Annotated in this window: 28 protein-coding genes and 2 pseudogenes; 16 read left to right on the top strand and 14 right to left on the bottom strand. The window is 71.0% G+C overall.

Translation table 11 applies throughout. From position 1 onward, the window contains the following. Positions 1-51: 51 nt before the first annotated feature. A complete protein-coding gene (gene glpX / locus ACWDYJ_RS05415) occupies positions 52-1,083 on the bottom strand; it encodes a class II fructose-bisphosphatase (protein WP_451564143.1) in 1,032 nt (343 codons plus the stop codon). Between the two features lie 224 nt (positions 1,084-1,307). Between glpX and ACWDYJ_RS05420 the strand changes: the two genes are divergently transcribed. From ACWDYJ_RS05420 to ACWDYJ_RS05430, 3 genes and pseudogenes are all read left to right on the top strand, one after another. After that, entirely contained in the window at positions 1,308-1,835 is a 528-nt protein-coding gene (locus tag ACWDYJ_RS05420; RefSeq protein ID WP_451564205.1) for a DUF4245 domain-containing protein, read from the top strand. A 122-nt stretch (positions 1,836-1,957) separates the two neighbouring features. Then, a pseudogene (locus ACWDYJ_RS05425) lies at positions 1,958-2,038 on the top strand (zinc-ribbon domain-containing protein); the annotation flags it as partial. A gap of 30 nt (positions 2,039-2,068) precedes the next feature. Further along, entirely contained in the window at positions 2,069-2,533 is a 465-nt protein-coding gene (locus tag ACWDYJ_RS05430; RefSeq protein WP_451564207.1) for a hypothetical protein, read from the top strand. Positions 2,534-2,645: 112 nt separating this feature from the next. Here the strand turns inward: ACWDYJ_RS05430 and ACWDYJ_RS05435 are convergent, their stop codons facing one another. The 4 genes from ACWDYJ_RS05435 to ACWDYJ_RS05450 form a co-directional block, all read right to left on the bottom strand. Next, positions 2,646-3,236, bottom strand: coding sequence for a malonic semialdehyde reductase (locus tag ACWDYJ_RS05435; protein ID WP_451564144.1), 591 nt, complete (start codon positions 3,234-3,236; stop codon positions 2,646-2,648). Positions 3,237-3,335: 99 nt separating this feature from the next. Next, on the bottom strand, positions 3,336-3,575 hold the full coding sequence (locus tag ACWDYJ_RS05440; protein WP_451564145.1) for an exodeoxyribonuclease VII small subunit: 240 nt from the start codon (positions 3,573-3,575) through the stop codon (positions 3,336-3,338). A gap of 67 nt (positions 3,576-3,642) precedes the next feature. Next, complete coding sequence (gene xseA / locus ACWDYJ_RS05445) at positions 3,643-4,881, bottom strand: exodeoxyribonuclease VII large subunit (protein WP_451564146.1); 1,239 nt, start codon at positions 4,879-4,881, stop codon at positions 3,643-3,645. A gap of 33 nt (positions 4,882-4,914) precedes the next feature. Then, a complete protein-coding gene (locus ACWDYJ_RS05450) occupies positions 4,915-6,366 on the bottom strand; it encodes an APC family permease (RefSeq protein ID WP_451564147.1) in 1,452 nt (483 codons plus the stop codon). A gap of 86 nt (positions 6,367-6,452) precedes the next feature. Here ACWDYJ_RS05450 and ACWDYJ_RS05455 point away from each other — a divergent pair, with 86 nt between their 5' ends. Next, positions 6,453-7,457 carry a 4-hydroxy-3-methylbut-2-enyl diphosphate reductase gene (locus ACWDYJ_RS05455; protein ID WP_451564148.1) on the top strand — a complete coding sequence of 335 codons (1,005 nt, stop codon included), beginning with the start codon at positions 6,453-6,455 and terminating at the stop codon, positions 7,455-7,457. Positions 7,458-7,478: 21 nt separating this feature from the next. Further along, positions 7,479-8,225 carry a polyphosphate--glucose phosphotransferase gene (ppgK, locus tag ACWDYJ_RS05460; protein WP_451564149.1) on the top strand — a complete coding sequence of 249 codons (747 nt, stop codon included), beginning with the start codon at positions 7,479-7,481 and terminating at the stop codon, positions 8,223-8,225. Positions 8,226-8,271: 46 nt separating this feature from the next. Here the strand turns inward: ppgK and ACWDYJ_RS05465 are convergent, their stop codons facing one another. Next, positions 8,272-8,667 (bottom strand): DUF6542 domain-containing protein, encoded by a 396-nt coding sequence (locus tag ACWDYJ_RS05465; protein ID WP_451564150.1) that lies wholly within the window; start codon positions 8,665-8,667, stop codon positions 8,272-8,274. A 266-nt stretch (positions 8,668-8,933) separates the two neighbouring features. On the opposite strand from ACWDYJ_RS05465, the gene ychF reads away from it, so the two are divergent. Next, a complete protein-coding gene (ychF, locus tag ACWDYJ_RS05470; RefSeq protein ID WP_451564151.1) occupies positions 8,934-10,022 on the top strand; it encodes a redox-regulated ATPase YchF in 1,089 nt (362 codons plus the stop codon). Between the two features lie 112 nt (positions 10,023-10,134). Here the strand turns inward: ychF and ACWDYJ_RS05475 are convergent, their stop codons facing one another. Next, positions 10,135-10,716: a Uma2 family endonuclease gene (locus tag ACWDYJ_RS05475; protein ID WP_451564152.1), complete on the bottom strand. Its 582-nt coding sequence runs from the start codon at positions 10,714-10,716 to the stop codon at positions 10,135-10,137. Between the two features lie 64 nt (positions 10,717-10,780). Between ACWDYJ_RS05475 and ACWDYJ_RS05480 the strand changes: the two genes are divergently transcribed. Next, entirely contained in the window at positions 10,781-11,386 is a 606-nt protein-coding gene (locus ACWDYJ_RS05480) for a hypothetical protein (protein ID WP_451564153.1), read from the top strand. A gap of 213 nt (positions 11,387-11,599) precedes the next feature. On the opposite strand, the gene ACWDYJ_RS05485 is transcribed toward ACWDYJ_RS05480, so the two are convergent. Both ACWDYJ_RS05485 and ACWDYJ_RS05490 read right to left on the bottom strand, forming a co-directional pair. Then, positions 11,600-11,863 (bottom strand): type II toxin-antitoxin system RelE family toxin, encoded by a 264-nt coding sequence (locus tag ACWDYJ_RS05485; RefSeq protein ID WP_451564154.1) that lies wholly within the window; start codon positions 11,861-11,863, stop codon positions 11,600-11,602. Then, the gene (locus tag ACWDYJ_RS05490; protein ID WP_451564155.1) at positions 11,856-12,125 is read right to left on the bottom strand and encodes a type II toxin-antitoxin system Phd/YefM family antitoxin; all 270 of its coding nucleotides are present in this window, start codon (positions 12,123-12,125) and stop codon (positions 11,856-11,858) included. The genes ACWDYJ_RS05485 and ACWDYJ_RS05490 overlap by 8 nt, the downstream gene beginning before the upstream one ends. Before the next feature lie 161 nt (positions 12,126-12,286). On the opposite strand from ACWDYJ_RS05490, the gene ACWDYJ_RS05495 reads away from it, so the two are divergent. Beyond that, a complete protein-coding gene (locus ACWDYJ_RS05495) occupies positions 12,287-12,568 on the top strand; it encodes a type II toxin-antitoxin system Phd/YefM family antitoxin (protein WP_451564156.1) in 282 nt (93 codons plus the stop codon). Beyond that, positions 12,565-12,819, top strand: a complete 255-nt coding sequence (locus ACWDYJ_RS05500; protein WP_451564157.1) for a Txe/YoeB family addiction module toxin — start codon at positions 12,565-12,567, stop codon at positions 12,817-12,819. The genes ACWDYJ_RS05495 and ACWDYJ_RS05500 overlap by 4 nt, the downstream gene beginning before the upstream one ends. Before the next feature lie 136 nt (positions 12,820-12,955). Here the strand turns inward: ACWDYJ_RS05500 and ACWDYJ_RS05505 are convergent. Continuing rightward, positions 12,956-13,063, bottom strand: a pseudogene (locus ACWDYJ_RS05505) (type II toxin-antitoxin system RelE family toxin); the annotation flags it as partial. 103 nt (positions 13,064-13,166) lie between these two features. Here ACWDYJ_RS05505 and ACWDYJ_RS05510 point away from each other — a divergent pair. Then, positions 13,167-14,840: a LuxR C-terminal-related transcriptional regulator gene (locus ACWDYJ_RS05510; RefSeq protein ID WP_451564158.1), complete on the top strand. Its 1,674-nt coding sequence runs from the start codon at positions 13,167-13,169 to the stop codon at positions 14,838-14,840. A gap of 140 nt (positions 14,841-14,980) precedes the next feature. Next, on the top strand, positions 14,981-16,375 hold the full coding sequence (locus tag ACWDYJ_RS05515) for an FAD-binding oxidoreductase (protein WP_451564159.1): 1,395 nt from the start codon (positions 14,981-14,983) through the stop codon (positions 16,373-16,375). 30 nt (positions 16,376-16,405) lie between these two features. Here the strand turns inward: ACWDYJ_RS05515 and ACWDYJ_RS05520 are convergent, their stop codons facing one another. Further along, entirely contained in the window at positions 16,406-17,389 is a 984-nt protein-coding gene (locus ACWDYJ_RS05520; protein WP_451564160.1) for an SMP-30/gluconolactonase/LRE family protein, read from the bottom strand. Between the two features lie 77 nt (positions 17,390-17,466). On the opposite strand from ACWDYJ_RS05520, the gene ACWDYJ_RS05525 reads away from it, so the two are divergent. The 4 genes from ACWDYJ_RS05525 to ACWDYJ_RS05540 all read left to right on the top strand — a co-directional run bounded on the left by ACWDYJ_RS05525 (position 17,467) and on the right by ACWDYJ_RS05540 (position 21,200). Next, positions 17,467-17,904 carry a MarR family winged helix-turn-helix transcriptional regulator gene (locus ACWDYJ_RS05525; protein WP_451564161.1) on the top strand — a complete coding sequence of 146 codons (438 nt, stop codon included), beginning with the start codon at positions 17,467-17,469 and terminating at the stop codon, positions 17,902-17,904. A 136-nt stretch (positions 17,905-18,040) separates the two neighbouring features. Further along, complete coding sequence (locus ACWDYJ_RS05530) at positions 18,041-19,183, top strand: alpha/beta hydrolase-fold protein (protein ID WP_451564162.1); 1,143 nt, start codon at positions 18,041-18,043, stop codon at positions 19,181-19,183. A 149-nt stretch (positions 19,184-19,332) separates the two neighbouring features. Then, complete coding sequence (locus tag ACWDYJ_RS05535; protein WP_451564163.1) at positions 19,333-20,415, top strand: alpha/beta hydrolase; 1,083 nt, start codon at positions 19,333-19,335, stop codon at positions 20,413-20,415. Then, positions 20,412-21,200, top strand: coding sequence for a trypsin-like serine peptidase (locus ACWDYJ_RS05540; protein ID WP_451564164.1), 789 nt, complete (start codon positions 20,412-20,414; stop codon positions 21,198-21,200). Before ACWDYJ_RS05535 ends, ACWDYJ_RS05540 begins: the two co-directional genes overlap by 4 nt. Positions 21,201-21,227: 27 nt before the next feature. On the opposite strand, the gene ACWDYJ_RS05545 is transcribed toward ACWDYJ_RS05540, so the two are convergent. The 3 genes from ACWDYJ_RS05545 to ACWDYJ_RS05555 all read right to left on the bottom strand — a co-directional run bounded on the left by ACWDYJ_RS05545 (position 21,228) and on the right by ACWDYJ_RS05555 (position 24,354). After that, positions 21,228-22,163 (bottom strand): EamA family transporter, encoded by a 936-nt coding sequence (locus tag ACWDYJ_RS05545; RefSeq protein ID WP_451564165.1) that lies wholly within the window; start codon positions 22,161-22,163, stop codon positions 21,228-21,230. Positions 22,164-22,215: 52 nt separating this feature from the next. Next, positions 22,216-23,034 (bottom strand): isocitrate lyase/PEP mutase family protein, encoded by an 819-nt coding sequence (locus tag ACWDYJ_RS05550; RefSeq protein WP_451564166.1) that lies wholly within the window; start codon positions 23,032-23,034, stop codon positions 22,216-22,218. Positions 23,035-23,241: 207 nt separating this feature from the next. Then, a complete protein-coding gene (locus ACWDYJ_RS05555) occupies positions 23,242-24,354 on the bottom strand; it encodes a pyridoxal-phosphate dependent enzyme (RefSeq protein ID WP_451564167.1) in 1,113 nt (370 codons plus the stop codon). Positions 24,355-24,568: 214 nt separating this feature from the next. Between ACWDYJ_RS05555 and ACWDYJ_RS05560 the strand changes: the two genes are divergently transcribed. After that, on the top strand, positions 24,569-26,140 hold the full coding sequence (locus tag ACWDYJ_RS05560) for a S8 family peptidase (RefSeq protein ID WP_451564168.1): 1,572 nt from the start codon (positions 24,569-24,571) through the stop codon (positions 26,138-26,140). Positions 26,141-26,242: the final 102 nt, after the last annotated feature.

A 26,242-nucleotide genomic window follows, 5' to 3' on the forward strand; every position in this document is an offset into this window, starting at 1 on the left:
CCGCACGCAGGACCGCCCCTTCACGCCGTTCCGCCTTCCGGCGGCCGTCTCCTACTGCGCGCGGTCGAAGTCGATCGCGCTGTACGCGCGCAGCTTCGCCAGGCGGTGGGTGGAGTCGATCTGCCGGATGGTGCCGGACTTCGAGCGCATGACCAGCGAGGACGTGGTCGCGGTCTCCGAGCGGTAGTGGACACCGCGCAGCAGCTCGCCGTCCGTGATGCCGGTCGCGACGAAGAAGACGTTCTCGCCCGACACCAGGTCGTCCGTCATCAGGACGCGGTCGAGGTCGTGACCGGCGTCCAGCGCGCGCTGGCGCTCGGCGTCGTCCTTCGGCCACAGCTTGCCCTGGATCGTGCCGCCGAGGCACTTTATGGCGCAGGCCGAGATGATGCCCTCGGGGGTGCCGCCGATGCCCAGGAGCAGGTCCACGCCGGTGCCCTCGCGGACCGCCATGACCGAGCCGGCGACGTCGCCGTCCGAGATGAACTTGATCCGGGCGCCGGTCTCGCGGATCTCCTTGACGATGCCCTCGTGGCGGGGACGGTCCAGGATGATCACCGTGACGTCTTCGACGGCCATGTTCTTGGCCTTGGCGACCCGGCGGATGTTGACCGAGACGGGGGCGTTGATGTCGACGAAGTCGGCGGCCTCGGGGCCGGTGACGAGCTTGTCCATGTAGAAGACCGCGGACGGGTCGAACATGGTGCCGCGGTCGGCGGCGGCCAGGACGGCGATGGCGTTCGGCATGCCCTTGGCGTTCAGGGTCGTGCCGTCGATCGGGTCCACGGCGATGTCGACCTCGGGACCGGTGCCGTCACCGACGCGCTCGCCGTTGAAGAGCATCGGGGCCTCGTCCTTCTCCCCCTCGCCGATGACGACGACGCCGTTCATCGAGACGGTGGAGATCAGGGTCCGCATCGCGTTGACCGCGGCACCGTCCGCGCCGATCTTGTCGCCGCGCCCGACCCACCGGCCCGCGGCCATGGCGGCGGCCTCGGTGACCCGGACGAGTTCCAGGGCGAGGTTGCGGTCGGGGGCTTCGGGAGAGACTTCGAGCTGGGGCGGCAGGTTGTGCTCGGTCATCGGAGCGCACCTTTCTGTACGGCGACGGCCGGGAGTGAGGGTGCTGGAACTCTATCGGTACGTCGACAAATTGAGCAGAGCGGGTCACGTATGAGCGGATTATCGGTCAGCGGATTGGCCTGAGCGGACGTCTTGCGGCCCCCGGGCGTCCCTGGCGGGGGCCGCCACGCCCACCCCGGCGGTGATCGCCCCCGGCCATGCGGGACGATGGTGCCGTGGCAGGTATGAAGGGCAAGCAGACGGTCTGGGACATGGTCCGATCGCTGGCGGTGATCGGCGTCGTCGTCGCGGGGATCTACATCTTCGTCCCACATGACGAGAAGGCCGATCCGACGCGCACGGTCGACTACCGGGTGGAGACGCTCACGGCCCGGCGCGCGGCGCCGTATCCGGTGGCGGCGCCCGTGGGGCTGCCGCAGGAGTGGCGAGCGACCTCGGTGACGTACGAGCGCCAGAACGGTGCCTCCTGGCACCTGGGCTTCCTCGATCCGCAGCGGCAGTACGTGGGGGTGGAGCAGTCCACCGACACCTCGGCCAAGTACATCGGCAAGGTGACCCAGCAGGCCAAGGCCACCGGGCAGACGCAGCAGGTCGGCGACCGCACCTGGGAGCGCTGGGACGGGGAGAAGTACGACGCGCTCGTGCGGCAGGAGCGGGGATACGTCACGGTGGTGACCGGGACGGCGTCCTTCGAGCAGCTCACGGCGATGGCGGCGGCGCTGGAGTTCAAGCAGGGCGCGGACGTGCCGTAGGCCCGCGGCTCCCCGATCCCGGGCCCCGACGCTGCCCGCGCGGGGCGCTCGCCCGGCGAACAAAATGGTGCGGAACCGGCCAAACGACCCAAGGGGGGCCTCGGGCGGGGCAGGCGGCAGCCATGGGTGACCTCAGGGCAACGTGCGGGCAGTGCGGGGCGCAAGCCCTGCCCGACGCCCAGTTCTGTTCGGACTGCGGGAGCCCGCTCCCCGGCAGTGCGGATCCGGCCCGCGTGCCCCGACGCCCCGACCACCCCCCACGCCGGGAGGAGCCGCCGCCCAGGACGGTCGTGCGGCCGGGCGAGACGGTGGAGGGACAGGTCCGCGGCCTCCAGACACGCGCGGAGCAGCGCGGGCAGTCGGATTACGAGTCGGTGTGGACCTTCCGTCTGGAGCGTTACGACGACGCGGGACGCCGGGTGGCGCTCGTACCCGTCGAGATGCGCGGACTGACCTTCGAGGGCGCACTCGGCGAAGGCGACTGGGTTCGGGCCCACGGCAAGATGAAGTCCGGCACGTTCCGGGTCGCCCGGGTCGACAACCACACCACCGGCGCGGTCGTGCGCGCCAAGGGAATCTCGAAGCCCGCCCTGATCGTCGCCGGCATTTTCATCCTCTGCATCGTGGCGTTCATGGCCTGGGGGTTCTTCCAGATCATCACCATGGAGACAGGACCGCCTCCTGACTGGCCACCCTGAAGACGCCGAGACCTGGAGACCTAGAGACCTAGAGACCTAGAGCGCGAAACACCGCCGCCCGCCCCGGGGTTCCGGGCGGGCGGCGGTGCTTCGCGTGTCCGGCCGCGCGGGCTCAGACGGTGGTGATGACCTGGTCGAAGTCCAGGCGCGGGGAGCGCGGGAACCAGGCGTCCTCGCCCGGCTTGCCGATGTTGACGACCATCAGCGGGGTGTGGTCGGCGTCCAGGAACTCCTTCTGGAGGCCGGCGAAGTCCAGACCGGTCATCGGGCCGGCGGCCAGGCCGGCGGCGCGGACACCGACGATGAAGTAGGCGGCCTGGAGCGCGGCGTTGACCAGGGCGGAGTGCTCGCGGACCGGGCGCTCGGAGAAGAACATGTCCTTGACCTGCGGCCAGTGCGGCAGCAGCGTCGGGAGCTCCTCGTGGAACTCGTTGTCCGCGGACAGGATCGCGACCAGCGGGGCGGCGGCGGTCTTGGCCTGGTTGCCCTCGGCCAAGTGCTTCACGAGGCGCTCGCGGGCCTCGGGGGAGCGGACCAGGGTGATGCGCAGCGGCGTCTGGTTGAAGGCGGTGGGGCCGAACTTCACCAGGTCGTAGATGGCCTGGACCTGCTCGTCGGTCACCGGCTCGTCGGAGAACGTGTTGGCGGTGCGGGCCTCGCGGAACAGCAGGTCCTGAGCGGCGGCGTCGAGAACGAGAGACATCGGAAAGCCTTCTTCTGTACGGAGGTGAAGCGCGACGTCTCCGACTCTAGAACGAAAGTAGATGAAATTTCAACTAAACTGGTGAGCGGGTGAGCCGGATCACTCCCCGCGGCCGCCCTCGCCCTCGCCGGCCGCCGCGTCCCGGGCGGCCAGCGCCGAATCCAGCCGGGCGCGGGCCCCCTCCAGCCAGTGCCGGCACACCTTCGCCAGCTCCTCGCCGCGCTCCCAGAGCGCGAGCGACTCCTCCAGCGAGGTTCCACCGGCTTCCAGCTTGCGCACGACCTCGACGAGTTCGTCGCGGGCCTGCTCGTACCCCAGCGCCGTATCGGTTTCAGTCATTCCCCATCCTCACCTTGAACGTCGTCTCCATCGAATGTGCTGCCGGAGTGTGTCACCTTCGTCCGGTTCACTCGGCGGCGACCTCGGCGACAGCGGCGGCCTCGGCGACCTCCACGGAGAACGTGCCCGCCGCCACGCGCGCCCGCAGCACATCACCCGGCGCGACCTCCTCCGGCGCCCGCACCACGTGCCCGTCGGCCCGCTGGAGCACCGCGTACCCGCGCTCCAGCGTCGCCGCGGGGGACAGCGCCAGCACCCGGGCGCGGGTGTGCGTCAGCTCCGAGTCCGCCCGGTCCAGGAGGTGCCCGAGCGTGCGCCGGCTGCGCGCCAGCAGTGCGTCCAGCTCGGCCTCTCTCGTCTCCACCATCCGCTGGGGATGGACGAACACCGGCCGCGCGAGGGCGTGCGCGAGCCCCCGCTCCTCCCGGTCGAGCATCCCGCGCAGTGCCCGCAGCCCCCGGCCCTGCAACTGGCTCACCCGCTCCAGCTCCTCGCCGACGTCCGGGACGACCTTCTTCGCCGCGTCCGTGGGCGTGGAGGCCCGCAGGTCAGCGACCAGGTCCAGCAGCGGGGAGTCCGGCTCGTGCCCGATCGCCGAGACCACCGGAGTACGGGCGGCCGCGACCGTCCGTACGACCTCCTCGTCGGAGAAGGGCAGCAGGTCCTCCACGCTGCCGCCGCCGCGCGCCACGATGATCACGTCGACCTCGTCGAGGGCATCCAGCTCCTTGACCGCCTGGATCACCTGCGGCACGGCGTGTATCCCCTGGACGGCGACGTTGCGCACCTCGAAGCGGACCGCCGGCCAGCGGCGCCGGGCGTTCTCCAGTACGTCGCGCTCGGCCGCCGAGGCCCGCCCCACCACCAGCCCGATCAGCTGCGGCAGGAAGGGCAGCGGCTTCTTGCGGTCCAGCGCGAACAGCCCCTCGGAGGCCAGGGACCGCTTGAGCCGCTCCAGCCGGGCCAGCAGCTCGCCGATGCCGACCGGCCGGATCTCCGTGACCCGCAGGGACAGCTGCCCGCGCGGCGCGTACCACTCCGGCTTGGCCAGTACGACGACCCGCGCGCCCTCCGACACCACGTCCGCGACCTCCTCGAAGACCTGGCGGAAGCAGGTCACGCTGACGGAGATGTCGTGCGAAGGGTCGCGCAGCGTCAGGAAGACCACCCCCGCCCCCGGCCGCCGGGAGAGCTGCGTGATCTGCCCTTCCACCCACACCTGGCCGAGCCGCTCGATCCAGCCCCCGATGAGCCGGGAGACCTGGCCGACCGGCAGCGGCGCGTCCGCGGACGTATTGAGACCCATGCACGCAGGCTAACCGGCCGGGCTGACAGCGTCTCAGGCCGCGGCGCCGGTGTCGGCGCCCGACCGGCGGTCCGGGCCACCGTCCGCGCCGGCGTCCGGGCTCCCGTCCGGGCCGCCGCCGGGGCCGTTGCCCCCGCCGCGCCGCCCGCGCTGGGCGAACAGCACGCCCAGTCCCACCACCAGCCACACCGCGCCCACCACCTGAGCCGTCCACGAAGCTTCCACGATCACGGCGACGGTCACCGCGGCCCCCAGCACCGGGACCAGCAGGTGCTTCCACCACACCGGGACGCCCCCTTCCCGCCTGACCACGAACCAGCCGACCACCGAGGCGTGCAGCAGCGTGAAGGCCACCAGCGCACCGACGTCCACGACCGAGACCAGGTGGTCCAGCCCGTCGTCGCGCCGGGCCGCCCACACCGCCGCGATCAGCGTGATGGCGGCCGCCACCAGCAGCGCGGGCCGCGGCGTGCCGTCCGAGGTGCGCGCGAGCGCCCGCGGCAAACGCCGCTCCCGGGCCATCGCGAACACCAGCCGTCCGGCCGCGGCCTGCCCGGCCAGCGCCGCGAAGGCCGCCCCGATCGCCTTGCTCACCGCCACCAGGTCGTGCAGCCAGGGCCCCACCGACGCCTCGACGGAGGTGTAGAAGGCGGGACCCCGCAGCGCCGGGTCCGCCGCCAGCTCCGCCGAGGAGACCGGGGTCAGCAGCGCCACCAGGTAGGTCTGGGCGATGAACAGCACCCCCGCCAGCGCCAGGCAGAACAGCACCGCGCGGGCCACCTTCGCGCTGCCGCCCGTCACCTCCTCGGCGAAGGAGGCGATGGCGTCGAAGCCCAGGTACGACAGGACCGCGACCGACACCGCGCCCAGCACGGCGGCCGTCGAGAAGCTGAGCGAGCCGTCGCCGGTCAGCGGCGAGAGCCAGCCCCGCTGGGCCCCGCCCCGCAGCAGGACGGCCACGGCGGCGGTCAGGAAGACCAGCAGGACCAGGATCTCCATGGCCAGCACGGCGAAGCCCACGCGCGCGGCGGCCCGTACGCCCCACAGGTTCAGCGCGGTGGTGACCACGACGGCCAGCGCCGTCCACACCCACCGCGAGACCTCCGGCACCAGGGCGTTCATCGCGATCCCGGAGAACAGGTACGCCACCGCCGGGATCAGCAGGTAGTCGAGCATCGCCATCCACCCGGCGATCAGCCCCGGCCCCTCGCCCAGCCCCTTGCGGGCATAGGTGAACACCGAGCCGGCCTGCGGGGCCACCCGCACCATCTGCGCGTACGAGAAGGCCGTGAAGGCCATCGCGACGGTCGCGACGAGGTAGACGAGGGCGACCGCGCCGTGCGACTTCGCGTCGAGGGTGCCGAAGACTCCGACCGGGGCCATGGGCGCGATGAAGAGGAGACCGTAGACGACCAGGTCCCGGAAGCCGAGGGTGCGCCGCAGTGCCGGGGGCGCGGCCGTAGGGGAATCCGTGGCGGACGCCATCGTTCCTCCGGGGGATCGCCGGGACGGACATTCGACCAAGTTTCTGCCGAACGGGCGACGTCCGGCCTCCTGGAGACCCCCGTACGATGGAGCCCATGACTGCTCCCGCCCCTGCTCCCGCATCCCGCCGCGTCCTGCTCGCCGCCCCCCGCGGCTACTGCGCGGGCGTGGACCGAGCCGTGATCGCTGTCGAGAAGGCCCTCGAGCAGTACGGCGCGCCGGTCTACGTCCGCCACGAGATCGTGCACAACAAGTACGTCGTCCAGACGCTGGAGAAGAAGGGCGCGATCTTCGTCGAGCGGACGGAGGAGGTGCCGGAGGGCTCCATCGTGATGTTCTCCGCGCACGGCGTGGCGCCGGTGGTCCACGAGGAGGCGGCGCGCGGCAAGCTCGCGACGATCGACGCGACCTGCCCGCTGGTCACCAAGGTGCACAAGGAAGCGATCCGGTACGCGAACGAGGACTTCGACATCCTCCTCATCGGCCACGAGGGCCACGAGGAGGTCATCGGCACCTCCGGCGAGGCACCGGACCACATCACCATCGTGGACGGTCCGGACGACGTCGCCAACGTCGAGGTGCGCGACGAGTCGAAGGTCGTCTGGCTGTCGCAGACCACCCTCTCGGTCGACGAGACGATGGAGACGGTCGACGCGCTGAAGACCAAGTTCCCGCTGCTGGTCTCGCCGCCGAGCGACGACATCTGCTACGCCACCTCCAACCGCCAGGCCGCGGTCAAGGTGATGGGCGCGGACTCCGACCTGGTCATCGTCGTCGGGTCGAAGAACTCCTCGAACTCCATCCGGCTGGTCGAGGTCGCTCTGGACGCCGGCGCGCGCGCCGCGTACCTCGTCGACTTCGCGAGCGAGATCGACGAGGCCTGGCTGGAGGGCGTCACCACGGTCGGCCTGACCTCGGGTGCCTCGGTGCCGGAGGTGCTGGTCGAGGAGGTCCTGGAGTGGCTGGCGGTACGCGGTTACGCGGACGTCGAGCTGGTCAAGACCGCCGAGGAGTCGATCATCTTCTCGCTGCCGAAGGAGCTGCGCCGCGACCTGCGTGCGGAAGCCGCCGAACTGGTCGCCGACAAGTAACTCGTTTCGTACCGTATGTCCATGCAGATCTTCGGCGTGGACATCGGCGGTTCCGGGATCAAGGGCGCACCCGTGGACCTGGACCGTGGCGAACTGGCCCAGGAGCGACACAAAGTACTGACACCGCAGCCGGCCACCCCCGAGGGGGTGGCCGACCGCGTCGCGGAGGTCGTCAGCGCCTTCTCCTGGTCGGGGCCGGTCGGGGTCACCTTCCCGGGCGTGGTCACCAACGGCATCACGCGCACGGCCGCCAACGTCGACCGGGGCTGGGTGGGCCTCGACGCCGCGGCGCTGCTCTCCGCCCGGCTGGACGGCAGGCCGGTCACGGTCCTCAACGACGCGGACGCCGCGGGGATCGCGGAAATGACGTACGGCGCGGGGCGCGGGCACGGCGGCACGGTCATCCTGCTCACGCTCGGCACCGGCATCGGCAGCGCCCTGTTCACGGACGGGCGGCTGGTCCCCAACACGGAGCTGGGCCATCTGGAGCTGAAGGGCCACGACGCGGAGACGCGGGCGTCGGTGAAGGCCAAGGAGGACGGCGACCTCAGCTGGGAGCGCTGGGCGCGCCGCCTGCAGAAGTACCTCGCGCACGTGGAGATGCTCTTCTCCCCGGACCTGTTCATCATCGGCGGCGGCGTCAGCCGCAAGCCGGAGAGGTTCCTGCCGCTGATCGAGGGCGTCCGCGCGGAGATCGTCCCGGCGGAGCTGGAGAACGGCGCCGGGATCGTGGGCGCGGCGATGGCGGCGCGGGGGAACCGGGGTTAGGCCCGGCTGGCCCTGCTCAGGCCCGGCTGGCCCTGCTCGGCCCTGGTCAGGCCGCCGTCCGTCGCGGGGGCAGCCGGCGCCTGCCGATCAGCGCGGCCTTGCGTACGAGGGCGATCAGCGCGGCGATCACGGTGCCCGCGTACAGCCAGCCGGCGTGCAGGGAGAGCGCGGACACGACCCCCATGAGCTCACCGCCGAAGCCGCCGGAGCCGCCGGACACCGGCCACACCCCGGCGGCGAAGGCGATGGGTGCGGAGACCGGCGCGGTGACCAGGTCGGCGGGGCGCACCCACAGGGCGGTCGCGGCGGCGACGGGCAGGAAGAGCAGCCCGTACGCGAAGAGGGAGGAGCCGAAGAGCAGCCAGCAGATCCCGGCGACCAGCAGCATCGCGGCGCAGGCGAACAGTCCGCCGCCGAGCCCGGTCAGCCGCGGGCGGGGCATCCGGCGGGCCAGCGGGGGTCGGGGGCGCGGCCGCGGCCGCCGCCCCTGTGCGGGTACGCCGCCGCCCCCGCCCGTGACCTGGCGCCGTAGCGCCTGAGGGTGACCTGCCGAACGCATCCTGTATTGCTCCACCCCACCAAACTAGGCGGGGACCCTCCCGTAGGGGCGCCTGGACACGCGTACATCCACCGCCACTCAACGGAAAGTAAACTGTCCGATGGCCCACCTCCGGGCCGCCGCCCCTCCAGCTACGGGAAGTCGCCAACGTGTCGCTCACGATCGGAATCGTCGGCCTGCCGAATGTCGGCAAGTCGACCCTGTTCAACGCCCTGACCAAGAACGACGTGCTGGCGGCCAACTACCCGTTCGCCACCATCGAGCCGAACGTCGGCGTCGTCGGCGTCCCCGACCCGCGCCTGGCCGTCCTGGCGGGCATCTTCAACTCGCAGAAGATCCTCCCGGCGACGGTCGACTTCGTCGACATCGCGGGCATCGTGCGCGGCGCGTCGGAGGGTGAGGGCCTCGGCAACAAGTTCCTCGCCAACATCCGCGAGTCCGACGCCATCTGCCAGGTCATCCGCGCCTTCAAGGACGAGAACGTCGTCCACGTCGACGGCAAGGTCTCGCCCAAGGACGACATCGAGACGATCAACACCGAGCTGATCCTCGCCGACCTCCAGTCCATCGAGAAGGCGGTGCCGCGCCTGACGAAGGAGGCCCGCCTCCAGAAGGACAAGGTCGCCGTCCTGGCGGCGGTCGAGAAGGCGCAGAAGCTCCTCGAAGCGGGCGACACCCTCTTCTCGCACGGCATCACCAAGGGCACGGAGCAGGGCGACCTCCTCCACGAACTCCACCTGCTCACCACGAAGCCGTTCCTCTACGTCTTCAACGTGGACGAGGACGAGCTGACGGACGACGCCTTCAAGGCGGAGCAGTCCGCCCTGGTCGCCCCCGCCGAGGCCATCTTCCTGAACGCGAAGCTGGAGCAGGACCTGTCGGAGCTGGACGACGAGGAAGCCCTCGAACTCCTCCAGTCGGTCGGCCAGGAGGAGCCCGGCCTCGCCACCCTCGGCCGCGTCGGCTTCACCACCCTCGGCCTCCAGACGTACCTGACGGCCGGCCCGAAGGAAACCCGCGCCTGGACCATCAAGAAGGGCGCCACGGCCCCCGAGGCGGCCGGCGTCATCCACACCGACTTCCAGCGCGGCTTCATCAAGGCCGAGGTCATCTCCTTCGCGGACCTGGTCGCCTGCGGCTCGGTCGCCGAAGCCCGCGCGAAGGGCAAGGCCCGCATGGAGGGCAAGGACTACGTCATGCAGGACGGCGACGTGGTGGAGTTCCGCTTCAATGTGTAGTTGTCTCGTTACTGCATGTTAGTTGGTTTCGTCAAACGTGCAGGTCAGAAGGGGTCGGACCCGTCAGGGTCCGACCCCTTCTGCATTCCCGTGCTGACTTGGTGCTGACTTTTCAGCTGCTTCGGGGCGGCGTGAGCTTGTCGAGGTCCAGGGTGACCTCGAAGGGCACCGGGCGCTGGAGGGTGCCCCGGAAGATCCCGGCGGGCGCGTATGCGCCAGTGGGTTCGTCGAGCTCGTAGACGTGGACGACGGGTGCCCCGTCCTCGTCCTCGATGCACCAGTAGTGCGGGATGCCGGCCTCTGCGTACTTGCGGAGTTTTACTGTGCGATCGCGATGGGCGGACTCCGGGGAGACGACCTCGATGACGAGCTGGACGTCCTCCGGTGCGAACCAGGTACGGTCGCCGTCGAAATCGGCCGTCGTCACCAGCAGGTCCGGTTCGGGACGGTTGCGCGGGTCGAGCTTGATGGTCATCTCGCGGCCGACTCTGGTGTCGGCGGGAACCTGCTCCATGAGTGCGACGGTGAGCATGGTGACGAGGTGGCCGTGCCACCACCTCTGGGGCGACACCATGAAGACGAGGGCTCCATCGATCAGCTCGGTGTGGCGGGGTGCCTCGGGGAGGCGGTCGAGGTCCTCCGCGAACCAGCCTTCCGCGCGCGGCGGGCGCATCCAGTCGGGCAGTGCGGTCATGAGCCAACCCTAGCGATTGCGGCCGCCAAGAGGGGGCGTTGTGCTGCTGATCCATAATCGGCGCATGGATGTCGTCGGGATACTTGAGGCCGCCTCGCTGCTGGTGCCCGAAGGGGCAGCCACCGAGAAGGACGTCACGGTGTCCGATGTCTGGGAGTACCTCGCGCACGACGAGTGGGAGGTCGCGCTCGACCTGCTGGAAGAGCTGGGTGACGAGTGGTCGGCGCCGTCGGGTTTCTGGGAGGAGCTGGAGCGTGCGGCCGGGATGCTGGGGCTCGAACGGAGCCGGGAGTGGTGCCGGTGGCGGGGGGTCGAGGCGCGAGTGGGCGTCATCCGGGCCGAACTCGTGCTCCGACCGGCTGGTGAGACGTTCCGGCGTACGTCGATTCCTGGAGCAGGGGTGCTGCGGCCGATGTGGGACATCGGCAACCGGAGGGACGACGGAGCGAGTGAACTGGACATCGCTCGGCTGTGGGTCGAGTTCGCTGGTGACCTCGCGCCCGGCGCTCGGGCTCCGGTGCGGCTCCTGCCCCTGACCGCGGCGCGGTGGAGGCACCTCGCCCCGGGCGACCGGATCACGCTGCACGAGACCGCGGTGGCCGGCGGGACGGCGACGATCCTGGAGGTTCGGCCTCCGTCGGTGGACGAGGAACACGCGCCAGGGTGCTGATTCTGTGCTGACTTGAGCGCCCCAGAACGGTGTTTCCGCAGGTGGGAGCTTTGTAGTGCACGTTCCGCTTCAACGTCTGAGCGGGTGAATCAACACCACGTCGCTCACTCGGCAAACATGTAGGTCAGAAGGGCCCGCCTCCTCCGGGAGCCGACCCCTTCGTCATGCCCGTGCTGGATGGGTGCTGGATATTCTGACGTGAGGTCAGCGAGGTCAGGTGTCGTAAACCGTGGAGCGATGTCCGACGTGCACGACCCACACCACCAGTTCTCCGTTGTCGATGGTGTAGACGACCCGGTAGTCCCCGACTCGCAGGCGGCGGCGCTCCGGCTCGGACACGAGTGCGGTGGTGTTGAAGCCGAGAGGGTCGCTCTCCAGTTCCGTCAGTTTGGCGAGAATGCGGAGGGCCATGTCCCGGGGGATCTTCCGGAGCTCGGCCTGGGCCTCCGGCCGGAAGACGGTGCGGTACTCACTCACCGCGCGCCAGCGTCTCCCTCATGATGTCCTCGATCGGGATGCCGGGTGCCTGGCTGGCCATGCGCTCGTCGATGATCCGGTTGATCTCGCGCTCTTCCCATTCCTGGTACTTCCGCAGCACCTCGATGGACACCACGGCGGCGACCTCCTTACCTCGGCGAGTGATAACCGTGGGCACGTCGTCGCGGTCGGCTCGCTCCACGACTTCAGCCAGGTGCGCGCGGACATCGCGGATGGACTCTATGGGTAGCGGCTGTGTCATGCGCCCAAGCGTACCGGGTGTCCCATGTGTACACAACGCCTGTTTGCTCTCCCGTGCTGGGATGGTGCTGGAATAGCTGACCATCCATCAGTTGCTCGCCCCGCCTGAAAGTGCCAAGGCTGGTACGTTATTAGGTACCACTTGATGAAAGGGGTCAGGTCATGTCCATAACCGCGAGCGAAGCCCGCAAGGCTCTCTTTCCGTTGATCAAGAAGGTCAACGACAACCACGAGGCCATCGAGATCGTCTCCAAGCACGGCAACGCCGTGCTCGTCTCGGCCGAGGACTACGCGGCGCTGCGCGAGGGCTCGTACCTGCTCCGCTCCCCGGCGAACGCTCGTCGGCTGCTCAAGGCGTACGAGAATGCCCTGGCCAACATCAATGTGTCGGAGCGCGAACTGATCGATCCCGACTCGGCGGACGCTGGTGCGGGTGCCGCGTGAGGCTCGTCTTTGAGGATCAGGGCTGGGAGGACTACACGTCCTGGCTCAAGAACGACCGCAAGGTGCTCGCCCGGATCAACAAGCTCATCGAGGACGTCAGGCGCGACCCCTTCTCGGGGATCGGCAAGCCCGAGTCGCTGAAGTACCACCTGCCTGGGGCGTGGTCGCGGCGGATCGACGACGAGCACCGCCTCGTCTACCTGGTCACGGACAAGGAGATCGTCATCCTTGCGGCTCGGTACCACTACTGACTGCCCTGGCCTTGGGATGTCTGTCCCGTGCTGGGACGGACCCTTCAGGACGGCGTTTTCGCACGTCGCAGGCCTGACCCTTTCGCCGTCTCCGTGCTGATGGGCGCTCGATGTTCTGACGCGGGATCAACGGCGATCAGGTCTCGTAAACGATTGAGCGATGTCCGGTCCGCACGACCCAGATCACCAGTTCGCCGTTGCCGATCGTGTAGACGAAGCGATAGTCCCCGACCCACAGGCGGCGCTACTGATCGCTGAGCCGGGCCTCATCATCGTGCCCGTGCCGGCTGGGGCGGCGCTTCTATCCTGGTGAGTGGGGGTGGGCAGGCTCGCGAAGGGAGCCGTGCGTGGGTGAGCGGAGCAGCGGTGGGTGGCGCGGGTCGGCCGTCGACCGGGTCAGGGAGGCCGTCTCGCGCGAGGCGTGGGCCGAGGTCTACGACACCTTGCACGGCATCGGGCCGGACCTCCTCGACGCCGACGACTTCGCCGCCCTCGCCGACGCCGCCTGGTGGACCAGCCGTGTCGACGAGTCGGTCGCGGCGCGGACGAAGGCGTACGCCGGCTACACGGCGCGGGGTGACGCACGGCGGGCCGGGTACTGCGCGTGGATGCTCTTCTACGAGCACCAGCTGGCCGGACGCGGCGCCGCGTCCGCGGGCTGGTTGCGTCGCGCACGGCAGCAGCTCGGCGGCGAGCCCGAATGCGTCGAGCAGTGCTACCTCGCCTGGGTCGACGCGGAGGAGGCGCAGGCACGCGGCGCCTTCGGCGAAGCCATGGACCACGCCCGCCGGATGGCGGACACCGCGCGACGCTGCGGCAGCGCCGATCTCCTCGCCATGAGCACGCAGGCCCAGGCGGGCGTGCTGATGGCCGAGGGCCGGGTCGCCGAGGGGCTCGGGCTGCTCGACGAGGCGATGTGCGCGGCCACGGCGGGCGAGCTGAGCGCGTTCTTCACCGGCTGGATCTACTGCCTCGGCCTTCAGCGGTGCATGGCCTCCGCCGACCTCTCACGCGCCGCCGAATGGACCGACGCGGCCATGGCCTGGTGCGCCACCATGCCCGCGGAGAACAACTTCCGCGGGCTGTGCCGCGTACACCGGGTGGAGGTGCTGGAGCTGCGCGGCTTCTGGCCGCAGGCCGTCACCGAGGCGGCCCTGACCTGCGAGGAGTTGCTGCCGTACGAGGCGCGGATCGCCGCGGAGGCGGTGTACCTGGTGGGCGAGATCGAGCGTCGGCGCGGTGATCCGGGGGGCGCCGAGGCCTCGTACGCCCGTGCTCACGAACTGGGCCGGGACCCGCAGCCGGGCCTCGCTCTGCTGCTTCTCGCCCAGGGCAAGGCCGACGCCTCGCAAGCCGCTCTGCGCGTCGCCCTGGCGGCGACGGCGGAAGGCGGCGGGCAGGGGCCGGGAAGCGTCGGCCGGAGTCGACTGTTCGCGGCCCAGGTGGAGATCTCCCTCGCCCTGGGACGGCTCGACGAGGCCCGTACGGCGGCGGACGAGCTGGCGGCGATGGCGCGCGCGTGGCAGCGGCGGAGGCAGTCCGAGCGCACCCCGCTCCACGCGACCGCGGCGTGGGCGGGCGGCGCCGTCGCCTTCGCCGATCGCGACCTGCGGCGCGCGCTGCCGCTGCTGCACCGGGCGCTGGCGCTGTGGCTCGAACTCGGGGTCCCGTACGAGGCCGCGCAGGTCCGGATGACCCTGGCCGCCGCGGACAGGGCCGCCGGGGACGAGGAGAGCGCGCGGCTGGAGCTGCGGGCCGCCCACACGGCCTTCGAGGCACTGGGCGCGGTGCCCGACGCGCGCAGGGCGGCGGCCCTGCTCCGGCTTCCGGGCGCGCTCACCGCACGAGAAGTCGACGTGCTCCGCCTGGTCGCCGCCGGAAGGACCAACCGGGCCATCGCCGCCGAACTCACCATCAGCGAGCACACCGTCGCCCGGCACCTGAACAACATCTTCGCCAAGACCGACGTGTCCTCGCGGGCCGCCGCCACGGCGTACGCGTACACGCACGGCCTGATGTGACAGCGCGCATGGGCCGTTCTGCCCAGCCGCCCGTCCGGCGCGATGGGCGGTTCCGGCGATGAGCGCCGTTCGCTCGCGCGCCTACAACAGAGATACGGAGCTGAACTCGAACCTCACACGACGGGAAGGCGGTGGCGGCCGTGAGCACCTTCGCACCAGCCCTGGACGGCTCCCTCACGGAGCAGCTGCGCGCAGCCGTGCACGGCGACATCGTCCAGCCCGGCGAGCCCGCCTACGACGAGGCGCGCAGGGTCTACAACGCGATGCACGACAAGAGGCCCGCGGTCGTCGTCCGGGCCGCCGACGCGGGCGACGTCATCGCCACCGTGAACTTCGCCCGGGAGCGGGACCTGCTCCTGGCGGTGCGCGGCGGCAGCCACAGCGTCTGCGGCTACGGCACCTGCGACGGCGGCGTCGTACTCGACCTCTCGGGGATGCGCGGCATCCGGGTCGACCCCGCGACCCGCACGGCCCGGGCCGAGGGCGGCTGCACGTGGGCCGGTTTCAACCACGCCACGCACGCCTTCGGCCTGGCCACCACCGGGGGAGTGGTGTCGACCACCGGCATCGGCGGGCTGACCACCGGCGGCGGCATGGGGCATCTGGCCCGGCGCTGCGGGCTGGCCTGCGACAACCTCCTCTCGGCCGATGTCGTCACGGCCGACGGATCCTTCGTGACCTGCGGGGAGGAGCAGCCTGGCGAGAACGCCGACCTCTTCTGGGCGGTGCGCGGCGGAGGCGGCAACTTCGGAGTCGTCACGTCCTTCACCTACCGGCTGCACCCGGTGGCCGACATCCTGGGCGGCCCGACGTTCTACCCGCTGGACGGCGACGTACTGCGGCGATACCGGGAACTCATCGCCGAGTCCGACGAACGACTCGGCGCCCTTCTCGTCGTAGGACTCGGGCCGCCGGTCCCCTTCCTGCCCGAGCGGTGGCACGGCCGGCCCCTGTGCGGTGTCCTGGCCTGCTGGAGCGGGCCCGAGGAGCAGGACGACGAGATCCGCGCCCGCCTCGCGCGTCTGGGCCCGATCGTCGGGCAGCACGTGGGACGCATGCCGTACCCCGTGATCAACACCCTCTTCGACGAGCTGCTCCCCCCGGGGCTCTTCCAGTACTGGAAGGGCACGTTCAGCAAGGGGCTGCCGGACGGGGCCGTCGACGCGTACATGGAGTACGGCGCCACGACCCCGTCGATCCAGAGCGCGACCGTGGTGTTCCCCATCGACGGCGCCTGCCACCGGGTGGCACCGGAGGCGACGGCGTTCGCCTACCGCGACGCCGACTTCTCGACCGCCCTCAATCCCACGCTCACCACGCGCGGCGAGTGCGAGGCGAGCAGGGACTGGGTGCGCCGTTTCGCCGACGCGCTGCGGCCGCACTCGATGGAGGGCGCGTACGTCAACTTCATGGACCAGGACGACCAGGACCGGGTCGGGGCCAACTACCGGCAGAACTACGACCGGTTGAGGGCGGTCAAGCGGCGGTACGACCCCACGAACCTGTTCCGTCTGAACCACAACATCGCCCCTTGACGCAGGACCGCAGGACCGCAGGACCGCAGGTCACAGGCCGCGGACCGAGGCGATCGTGAAGGTCGTCGGGCTGCCCGTGGAAGGGGTCAGGGGGCCGTCCTTGTCGAACTGGGACCGGACCACCAGGGTGCGGCCGGGCGTGTGGGCCAAGGTGGTGGGGATCTGGAGGGAGGTGTCGGTGAGGGTACGGGTCAGGCGGGCGCGGGTGCCGTCGGCGGACACGTGCCAGCGGGTCAGGGTGTTCGAGGTGTTGTGGGCCACGCGCAGGGTGCCGCCCGGGGTGAGGTCCAGGCCGTCGGCGGCCTTCAGGTCGCCGCCGGTGAGGGCGACACGGCTGACGGCGCCGCCGCGCAGGTCGACGCGGAAGAGGTCGCCCGTCGGCATGTCGACGGTGAGGAGGTAGCGGCCGGCCGGGTCCGAGGCGATGCCGTTGAGGCTGAAGGAGGACCCCGCCGGCCGGGGGCGCAGCGAGGGCGTCAGGTCGTAGGCCGGGAGCAGCGGGCCGCTGCCGGTGGCCAGTTGGGCGGGGGTCACGCGGTAGACCACTCCGCGCACGCTGTCCGTCAGGTACGCCGTGCCGTCGGGGGTGATCGCGAGGTCGTTGACGAAGTACGGCGCGCTGCCGGTGACCTCGAAGTGGGCCAGGCGGGAGCCGGTCCGGGTGTCGTACACGGCGACGCCGGTGGTGGAGTCGGTGACCCACAGGCGGCCCTGGCGGTCGACGCGCAGGCCGTTCGCCGTGTCGCGGCCGTCGGCGTCGGCGGGCAGGAACACCTCGGCGCTGCGGGCGCCCGGGCGGGCGCGGTAGACCGTGCCGTCCGCGTACGAGCCGACGTAGACCGTGCCCGTGGCGGCGTCGGTGGCTATGCCCTCCGGGTAGACCTTCGCGCCGGGGAGCGTGAACGCCGTCGAGACGCGGGCCTGGGCGGCCTGGGCGGCCTGGGCGGGGGTGGCTGAGAGGGTGAGTGCGGCGGCCAGCAGGGAAACCCGTACGGCCTTCGACCACATTGACATGGGTGACCTCTTTCGATCAGGTGAATCCGAAGAGTAGTTAGGGCTCTAATGATTGGCAAGGGTCGTAGGATGCCGCAATGACCTCCATGCCCGCCGAGGAGCGCATCGGCTCGCACATCAAGCGCGCCGAGCAGGCGCTCCTCGCGGCGAAGAACACCGCGCTCAAGCCGGCCGCAGTAACGGTTCCGCAGTACGCGGCCCTGCTGTGGCTCGCGCAGAAGCCGGGCATCTCCGCCGCCGCCCTCTCCCGGCTCTGCGGGGTCACGCCGCCGACCATGAACACCGTGCTGAAGAACCTCCAGGACCGCGGGCTCATCGAGCGCACGCCGCACGAGTGGCACCGCAACGTGCTGGAGACCCGCCTCACGCCCGAGGGTCGCGCCGTGATGGAGCAGGCGGACACCGGGGCGGTACGGGTGGAACGCGCCCTCGCCGCCGCCTTCTCCGCAGAGGAGCGGGAGCGGCTCATCGAGCTGCTGGGGCGGTGTGCCGAGGTGCTCGACACCCTCAGGTGACCCCCCGGAGACATTGCGTTCAGCCAAGTTTTCGCAGGCAATCGGAACTCTCCGGGGGCTTTCGCCCCTCAGGACTATGGAGATGTCCAGCGTTCTGTCCCGCCCGGGGCAGTCATGACCGTTCGGAGCGAAGTTCGTGCACCAGTCCCCGCAGCAGCCGTCCAGCCGCGACCCCGAGCGCACGCCCAAGCGGTCGCGGCGCGCGATATGGATCAGCGCGGGCGTCGCCTGCGCACTGCTCCTCGGCGGCGGTGGTTTCGCCGCGTGGAAGTACGAGTGGCTCTCCGGCAACGGCGAGGCCGTCAGCTTCGGCAAGAACACCCCGCCCGCGGGAAGCGCCGGGAGCGCCGGTGGCGGGAAGGCCTCCCCGGGCACCTCCCCGGCCGCCTCCGCGAGCCCGCCCGAGCCGACCGGTGACCCGGACGTGCTCCTGCCCGCCGGCCCGAAGGCCGAATTCAAGCAGACCGCCAAGCTCGACGACGGCACGATCATCGCCAAAACCCGCCTCGCGGGCGCCAAGTCCGGCTTCGAGGGCGACGTCTGGGTCTGGGCGCCCAAGGAGTACGACGACCCGAAGTACGCCAAGAGCGCCTTCCCGGTCCTCATCGCGCTCCCCGGCGGCAACGGCTTCCCGACCAACTACTGGGCCGACCGCAGCCTGGGCCTCCAGAAGGCCGTCAGCGAGGGGGTCAAGGCCGGTACGAGCCTGCCCTTCATCGTGATCATGCCGGTGCTCAACCCGGACGCCAAGTACTACTACGACGGCGCCGACATCCCCGGCCGGCCCAAGATGGGCACCTGGATCGCCGAGGACGTGCCGGACTTCACCCGCGCCAATTTCCGTACGTACAAGTCCCGCGACGGCTGGGCCTTCATGGGCAACTCCTCCGGGGCCTTCGTCGGCCTCAAGCAGGTCATGCAGCACCCGGACAAGTTCAAGGCCGTGATCGCCAACGGCGGCGAGCTCGTTCCCGACTCGCCCCTGTGGAAGGGCCACCAGGCGGAGATGGACGCCAACAACCCCGAGAAGCTCGCGCAGAAGCTGATCGACGCCAAGGGCCCCGCGGTGCACGTCGCCTTCCAGTACGGCACCAAGGAAGGCGGCCGGGCCCTCCTGGAGAAGTTCCGCCAGCAGTACGGCAAGGGTCCCGTCACGGTCACCATCCACGAGATCAAGGGGGGAGACCACAACGGCTGGGACTACGTCCGGGGCATGAGGGAGAGCGCCCTCCAGGAGGTCAGCAAGGTGCTGAAGGCCCCGAAGCCCGAAGCCGGCTGACCGGCACGGCTCCCACGTGGCGTCCGCCACGTCCCCGCGGTCCCAGGCAACCCATCCGGTCGTTGACACCTCTGTCAGGGATGTAAGGGGGACCTATCGGTCCGACCCGCGCTCGCCCAGGGCGCCGGAGAAGGAGCGGGAACAAGACCGTGCAGTATGACCAGCAAGGCGACGGCAGCCCCACGACCCAGGGCAGCGGCCGTCCTCGGCGCACGCGGCTGATTCTGATCGGCGGCGTCCTCACGCTCGCCCTCACCGCCGGGGGCGGCGCGGCGGCGTACAAGTACGGGCTCTTCTCGGACATCGGGGATCCCGTGTCCTTCGGGAAGATCCAGGAGTCGGCGGCGGTCGAGGACATCCGGCCCGGGATGCTGATGCCCGCCGGCCCGAAGGCGGTCTTCGAGCGGACCAGCAGGCTCCCCGACGGCACGCAGATCGGCAAGACCACCGTGACCGGGAAGAAGTCCGGCTTCACCGGTGACGTGTGGGTGTGGGTGCCGAAGGAGTACGACGACCCGAGGTACGCCAAGAGCGGCTTCCCGGTCCTGATCTCCCTGCCCGGCGGTCGCGGCTACCCGACGAACTACTGGGGGACGGGTCCCGGCCTCGGCCTCCAGCAGGCCGTGATCGACGGGGTCCAGGCCGGCACCAGCCTGCCCTTCATCCTCGTCATGCCGGTGATCAACGCCGACACCAAGCACCACTTCGACGGGTCCGACATCCCCGGCCGGCCCAAGATGGGCACCTGGATGGCCGATGACATCCCGGATTTCGTGAAGGCCAATTTCCGCACCTTCACCTCCCGCGACGGCTGGGGCTTCATGGGCTCCTCGTCCGGCGGATTCGGTGCCTTGAAGCACGTCCTGAAGTACCCCGACCGCTTCAAGGCGGTCATCGCCAGCGGGCCCGACATCGTCCCGGACTCCCCCCTGTGGAACGGGAATCGGCAGGCCATGGACGAGAACAACCCCGAAAAGCTCGCCGAGAAGCTGATCAAGGCGGGCGGGCCGGACGTCTACGTCAACTTCCAGATCGGCACCAAGGAGGACGGCCGGGACCTGGCCGAGAAGTTCATGAAGCAGTACGGGAAGGGCCCCGTGCACACCCGGCTCCAGGTGATCCAGGATGGTGAGCACAACGGAAAGTCGTACGTACGCGGCATGAGGGAGGGCTCGCTGGAGTGGATCAGCAAGGTGATGCAGGCACCGATACTCGACCCCGCCGTGCGATGAGCCCGGTGGTGAAGGGGGCGTCGGCGGCGGCCGCCGCCGGGCTCGCGGCGATGTGCGCCGTCGCGTTCCTCGAAGCACCCGGCGACCGGCCGGTGCACCCCTTCCCCACCGTCGGCGTGCTCATGGCCAACGGGGAGCACTGGTGCACGGCGAGCGTGGTCGACAGCCCCCGGGGCAACGTCGTCGCCACCGCCGCGCACTGCGTGGCCCCGGCGGGCGAGGCCGGACAGCCGGGCGAGGTCGCGCACGACGGCCTCGCCATCGGCGAGCTGGCCTTCGCGCCCGCCTTCTCCGGCGAGGGGGCGGGCACCCATCCCCTCGGCGTCTGGAAGGTCCGCTCGATCCACGTCGACGAACGCTGGACGAAGTGGGGCGAGGACACCGCCGACTTCGCCTTCCTCACCGTCGAGCGGGACGAGGACGGGCGCAGCGTCCAGCAGCGGGTCGGGCGGGGCGAGGCGCCGAAACCCGACTGGACCTCCGGCTACGAGCGGGAGGTGACCGTGGTCGGCTACCCCGAGTCCGAACACAACCCGCAGAACAAGCCGGTCTCCTGCACGACGCAGACCGGCCACGACCTGGACGACCCCGACATGCTCCACATCAGCTGCTCGGGCTTCTGGACGGGCACCAGCGGAAGCCCCTGGATCGCCGACCGGGGCGGCACGGGGCAGCCGGGCCGGCTGATCGGCGTACTGAGCGGCGGGGACACGGACGTGGACTCCACGGCCGCGCTCTACGACGAGCGGGCCAAGGCCCTGTACGACCGAGCCGCCCGCGGCTGAGCGCCGCCGCTGCCCTCCGCCGCCCGGCTACTTCCGGCGCTCGGTGCTGACGATCACGCCCACCCCCGCCACGACGATCCCGCCGCCGACCAGGATCGGCCAGGTCAGCGCCTCGTCGAGGATCAGCGTGCCGAGTGCGACGGCCACGACCGGATTGACGTACGCGTACGTGGACACCAGCGACAGCGGCGCCGCCTGGAGCAGCCACGCGTACGCCGTGAAGCCGACGACCGACCCGATCAGCACGAGGTAGCCCAGAGCCAGCCAGGAAGCGGTGGAGAACGCCGCCGGATCCAGGCCGCGCTGCTCGCCGCGCAGCAGCCCGACGATGATCCCGGCGGCTCCGCCCGCGAGCATCTGGTACGCGCTGCCGGTGAAGGGATTGCCCGGCAGCGGCAGCTTCCCCGCCGTGAACGAGCCCAGCGACCACAGCACCGACGCCGCCACCACCAGCAGGACGCCCGACATCCGGACCGCGCCACTGAGCCCGGGGCCGGTCAGCACCGCCAGCCCGACGAGGCCGACCAGGACTCCGGCCAGCGTGCGCGCCGGCGGCCGGTCACCGGTACTGGCCCGCAGCACCACCACCCACATCGGCACCGACGCCACCAGCAGCGCCGCCAGGCCGGACGGCACCGTGGTCTCGGCGAGGACGACCAGGCCGTTGCCGCCGAGGATCAGCAGCAGACCGACCAAGGCGGCCGAGCCGAGCTGCCCGCGCGTGGCCTTGAGCGCGGCCGGGCCGAACCGCCAGGCGACGCCCCCGGCCAGCAGCAGTCCGGCGGCGATGAAGCGGGCCCCGGCGGAGAGGAAGGGCGGCATGGTCTCGACGACGATCCGGATGCCGAGGTAGGTCGAGCCCCAGACGACGTACACGAGGCCGAGGGCGGTCCACACCGCGCCGCCGATCTTGCGGGGCGGGGCGGTCACGGCCGGGCTCTTGACCGGAGTTGAGGTGCTCATGGCCGGATCCTACGGTCGTTGGCCTATACAGGCTTCGGGTTTTCTGCCCGTCTCACCCCTTGAGCAGGCCGTTCAGCTCGCCGTACGGGAGGGAGCGGGCGAGCGATCCGTACGTACCGCCGGAGAGCAGCTCCTCGGTGGCGCGGCGGGCCACGGCGTACGCGGCCTCCGCCACCCAGGAGCCGAGACTGACGCGGCAGACGCCGAGGGTGCCGAGAGCGGCGACGGTCGGAGCGCCGGGGCCGACGAGGACGTTGAGCGGGGCGTCGATGCCCTTGGCGAGCTCGGCGACGGTGGCGGGGTCGAGGACGCCGGGCACGAAGATGCCGGTGGCCCCGGCTTCGAGATAGGCGGCGGCGCGGGCCAGGGTCTCGTCGAGGCGGGTCTCCTGCTCGCCGAGGCCGAAGAGGTACGTGTCGATGCGGGCGTTGATGAACAGCGGGACCCCGACGGCCTCGGCGGCGGCGCGCGCCGCGGCCAGGCGCTCCGCGTGCTCGGCGGGGGCGCGGGTGCCGTCCTCGATGTTCACGCCGACCGCACCGGCGGCCAGGACTCCGGTGACGGTCTCGGCGACGCCGGCGGCGTCGGCGCCGAAGCCGCCTTCGATGTCGGCGGTGACCGGGACGGAGACGGCGCCGGCCACGCGGGCGACGAGGTCGAGGGCCCGGTCACGGGCGAGGGCGTCGCCGTCGGGCGACCCGAGAGACCAGGCCACGCCGGCGCTGGTGGTGGCGACGGCGGCCGAGCCGGCGGCCTCGACGATGCGGGCACTGGCCACGTCCCACGCGTTGGCGAGGGCCAGGGGGGCGGAGGGGGTGTGCAGGTCCGCGAACGCGGTGGCCTTGGCGGCGAGTTCAAGGTGGGTCGTCATGGACGTCAGTCCACCAGAGCGGCGGGGCCGGTGCTGGCGGGTTTCCGACAACGACGCCGCCCGCCGGCCGCCGGTGGCACGGGTCCGTGTGCGGCGCCGTTGCCGGGGCCGCTGCCCCGGACCCCCGCGCCTCAATCCCCCCGGACTCCGTCCGGGGATACCCCCTGGCGGGGCTGGACGCGGCCGGGGTTCGCAGCCCGGTCGGGCCTAGGTGGCCAGGCCGGTCTTGGCGCCCGCGCCGCACAGGGGGATGACCGCCGTGCGGCCGTGGAGGGGGTTGTCGGGGGCCGAGGGGCCCACCGCCGCCCAGCAGGCCGCGGCCGTCGGTTCGACGAAGAGGCCGCGGCGGGCCAGGTCGTGCTGGGCCTCGCGGAGCCGGGCGTCGGGGACCGTCAGGAAGGTGCCGCCGGACTTGCGTACCGCCGCCAGGATCTGGCGGGCGCGCGGCGGGGCCGGGATCGCGATGCCCTCGGCCAGGGTGGGCCGCTGCGCCACCGGAGCGGCGTCCTCGGTACCCGCCGCGAAGGCCGCCGCCAGCGGGGCCACCGCCTCGGCCTGCACCGCGATGAGCGCGGGCGGGCGTACGCCGCGCCGGGCCAGCTCCTCGACCGCCAGCGCGGCACCCAGCAGCAGTGTGCCGTTGCCGACCGGGACCACCAGCGCCTCGGGCAGCCGGCCGGACAGGGCTTCCCAGATCTCGTACACGTACGTCTTCGTGCCGTGCAGGAAGTAGGGGTTGTGGGCGTGGCTCGCGTAGAAGACGCCGGGGGTGTCCGCGGCGGCCCTGGCGGCGGCGGCCGTGGCCTCGCGCCCGCCCGGCACGAGGCGTACCACGGCCCCGTGCGCCCGCATCTGCTCCGTCTTCTTCTCCGAGGTGCCCTCGGGCACGAAAACTTCACAACTCAGCCCCGCCCGCGCGCAGTACGCGGCCACGGCGGTCCCGGCGTTGCCGCTGCTGTCGGCGACCACCCGCTCCGGACCCAGCCGCCGGGCCAGTTCCGCGAGCATCACGGCGCCCCGGTCCTTGAAGGACAACGTCGGCATCAGGAAGTCGAGTTTGGCGTGAATCAGCTCCGTCAGCGGCACCATCGGAGTGTTCCCCTCCCCGAGGGAGACCGACAACGCCCCTGGCAGCGGCAGCGCGGCCGCGTACCGCCACAGCGAGGCGGGTCCGGCCGCCGGTTCCAGCGCGATGGCCGGATCCGGTGTGAAGTCGAGGTCCCACGGGCCGCCGCAGGAGGGGCAGCACCACGGGGCGGTGTGCGCGTCCGCGCGGGTGCCGTCCTCGGCACAGAGGTAACCAGGGAGTGCGTGCGACATGTGCGGAACGCCTTTGCTCAATCATGGCTGTCGTATGGCACGGATGTTACGCATCCGTTGTCCTCTTGTGGGATGGCGTACCGGTGGGTCAACCTTTCGGTGGCGACGGCCAGTTGGCACACCCAGCTACTGGCGATTGTCATGAGCATGCCTTGAATGCGAGTGCCGTCGCTCCACCCCCCGCAACGCACCGCCAACGAGGAGGACCCCTCACATGTCCGCCACGCGTCCCACCCGCCGGAAGATCGCCGGCATCAGCGCGACCGCCGTCGTCGCCCTCGCACTCGGCGCGGCTGCCGCCCTACCCGCCTCGGCAGCCGACCGCGGACCGATGGGCGTCATCGAGAACGCCGGTGCCGCCGGGTCCATCTCCGGCAGCTACATCGTGACCCTGAACGACTCCGCCGCCCGCTCCACCGACGCCCGCGGCAAGGCCGTCGCCCAGCGGTACGGCGCGAAGATCGACAAGACCTACAGCGCCGCCCTCAACGGCTACTCCGTCGAGGTCTCCGAGGCGCAGGCCAAGAGGCTCGCCGCCGACCCGGCGGTCAAGTCGGTCGCGCAGAACCGGACGTTCACCGTCGACACGACCCAGCCCAACCCGCCGTCCTGGGGCCTGGACCGCATCGACCAGCGCGGACTTCCGCTGAACCAGAGCTACACCTACCCGGACACGGGCGGAGAGGGCGTCACGGCGTACATCATCGACACCGGTGTCCGCATCACCCACAGCGACTTCGGCGGTCGCGCCTCCTACGGCTTCGACGCCGTCGACAACGACAACACCGCCCAGGACGGCCACGGCCACGGCACGCACGTCGCCGGCACCGTCGGAGGCGGCGCGTACGGCGTGGCCAAGAAGGCGAAGATCGTCGGCGTGCGCGTGCTCGACAACAACGGCTCCGGTACGACGGCCGGTGTCGTGGCGGGCATCGACTGGGTGACCCGCAACGCGGTCAAGCCGGCCGTGGCGAACATGTCGCTCGGCGGTGGCGCCGACGCCACGCTGGACGCGGCCGTACGCAACTCCATAGCCGCCGGCATCACGTACGCGGTCGCGGCGGGCAACGAGTCCACGAACGCGAACACCAAGTCCCCGGCGCGCGTCGCCGAGGCCATCACCGTCGGTGCCACGACCAGCACCGACGCCAAGGCGAGCTACTCCAACTACGGCACCATCCTGGACATCTTCGCGCCGGGTTCGTCGATCGTGTCGGCGTGGAACAGCAGCGACACCGCCACGAACAACATCTCCGGTACGTCGATGGCCTCGCCGCACGTCGCGGGCGCGGCCGCCCTCTACCTGGCGCAGAACCCGGCCAGCACCCCGGCGCAGGTCTCCACGGCCCTCGTGAACGCCTCGACGCCGAACGTGGTCACCAGCCCGGGGACCGGCTCCCCGAACCGCCTCCTGTACGTCGGCGGCGGCACCACCACCCCGCCCGGACCGCGCTTCGAGAACACCGCGGACTACGCGATCAACGACAACGCGACCGTCGAGTCGCCGATCACCGTCAGCGGTGTCGCCGGCAACGCCCCGGCGTCCCTGAGCGTGCCGGTGAACATCGTGCACACGTACATCGGTGACCTGAAGGTCGACCTCGTCGCCCCCGACGGCACCGTCTACACGCTGCACAACCGGTCCGGCGGCAGCGCCGACAACATCAACCAGGCCTACACCGTCAACGCCTCCTCGGAGGTCGCGAACGGTGTCTGGAAGCTGCGGGTGAACGACAACGCGAACATCGACACCGGCAGGATCGACTCCTGGGCGCTGCAGTTCTGAGCCACAGGTTCGTCCAGTGAGCCCCGCCCGGTCAACTGGGCGGTGAGGGGCGCGATAACAGGCTGGATCGCGCGATGAACGCGGGGGCGACCGACTACTCGG

This window comes from Streptomyces sp. NPDC003042 (genome assembly GCF_053591315.1).

What these genes read in the sequence shown, in the direction of transcription:
- glpX (WP_451564143.1), bottom strand. Translation starts at nt 1,083, where the DNA reads ATGACCGAGCACAACCTGCCGCCCCAGCTCGAAGTCTCTCCCGAAGCC.
- ACWDYJ_RS05420 (WP_451564205.1), top strand. Translation starts at nt 1,308, where the DNA reads ATGAAGGGCAAGCAGACGGTCTGGGACATGGTCCGATCGCTGGCGGTG.
- ACWDYJ_RS05435 (WP_451564144.1), bottom strand. Translation starts at nt 3,236, where the DNA reads ATGTCTCTCGTTCTCGACGCCGCCGCTCAGGACCTGCTGTTCCGCGAG.
- ACWDYJ_RS05440 (WP_451564145.1), bottom strand. Translation starts at nt 3,575, where the DNA reads ATGACTGAAACCGATACGGCGCTGGGGTACGAGCAGGCCCGCGACGAA.
- xseA (WP_451564146.1), bottom strand. Translation starts at nt 4,881, where the DNA reads ATGGGTCTCAATACGTCCGCGGACGCGCCGCTGCCGGTCGGCCAGGTC.
- ACWDYJ_RS05450 (WP_451564147.1), bottom strand. Translation starts at nt 6,366, where the DNA reads ATGGCGTCCGCCACGGATTCCCCTACGGCCGCGCCCCCGGCACTGCGG.
- ACWDYJ_RS05455 (WP_451564148.1), top strand. Translation starts at nt 6,453, where the DNA reads ATGGAGCCCATGACTGCTCCCGCCCCTGCTCCCGCATCCCGCCGCGTC.
- ppgK (WP_451564149.1), top strand. Translation starts at nt 7,479, where the DNA reads ATGCAGATCTTCGGCGTGGACATCGGCGGTTCCGGGATCAAGGGCGCA.
- ACWDYJ_RS05465 (WP_451564150.1), bottom strand. Translation starts at nt 8,667, where the DNA reads ATGCCCCGCCCGCGGCTGACCGGGCTCGGCGGCGGACTGTTCGCCTGC.
- ACWDYJ_RS05475 (WP_451564152.1), bottom strand. Translation starts at nt 10,716, where the DNA reads ATGACCGCACTGCCCGACTGGATGCGCCCGCCGCGCGCGGAAGGCTGG.
- ACWDYJ_RS05480 (WP_451564153.1), top strand. Translation starts at nt 10,781, where the DNA reads ATGGATGTCGTCGGGATACTTGAGGCCGCCTCGCTGCTGGTGCCCGAA.
- ACWDYJ_RS05490 (WP_451564155.1), bottom strand. Translation starts at nt 12,125, where the DNA reads ATGACACAGCCGCTACCCATAGAGTCCATCCGCGATGTCCGCGCGCAC.
- ACWDYJ_RS05495 (WP_451564156.1), top strand. Translation starts at nt 12,287, where the DNA reads ATGTCCATAACCGCGAGCGAAGCCCGCAAGGCTCTCTTTCCGTTGATC.
- ACWDYJ_RS05520 (WP_451564160.1), bottom strand. Translation starts at nt 17,389, where the DNA reads ATGTCAATGTGGTCGAAGGCCGTACGGGTTTCCCTGCTGGCCGCCGCA.
- ACWDYJ_RS05525 (WP_451564161.1), top strand. Translation starts at nt 17,467, where the DNA reads ATGACCTCCATGCCCGCCGAGGAGCGCATCGGCTCGCACATCAAGCGC.
- ACWDYJ_RS05540 (WP_451564164.1), top strand. Translation starts at nt 20,412, where the DNA reads ATGAGCCCGGTGGTGAAGGGGGCGTCGGCGGCGGCCGCCGCCGGGCTC.
- ACWDYJ_RS05545 (WP_451564165.1), bottom strand. Translation starts at nt 22,163, where the DNA reads ATGAGCACCTCAACTCCGGTCAAGAGCCCGGCCGTGACCGCCCCGCCC.
- ACWDYJ_RS05550 (WP_451564166.1), bottom strand. Translation starts at nt 23,034, where the DNA reads ATGACGACCCACCTTGAACTCGCCGCCAAGGCCACCGCGTTCGCGGAC.
- ACWDYJ_RS05555 (WP_451564167.1), bottom strand. Translation starts at nt 24,354, where the DNA reads ATGTCGCACGCACTCCCTGGTTACCTCTGTGCCGAGGACGGCACCCGC.
- ACWDYJ_RS05560 (WP_451564168.1), top strand. Translation starts at nt 24,569, where the DNA reads ATGTCCGCCACGCGTCCCACCCGCCGGAAGATCGCCGGCATCAGCGCG.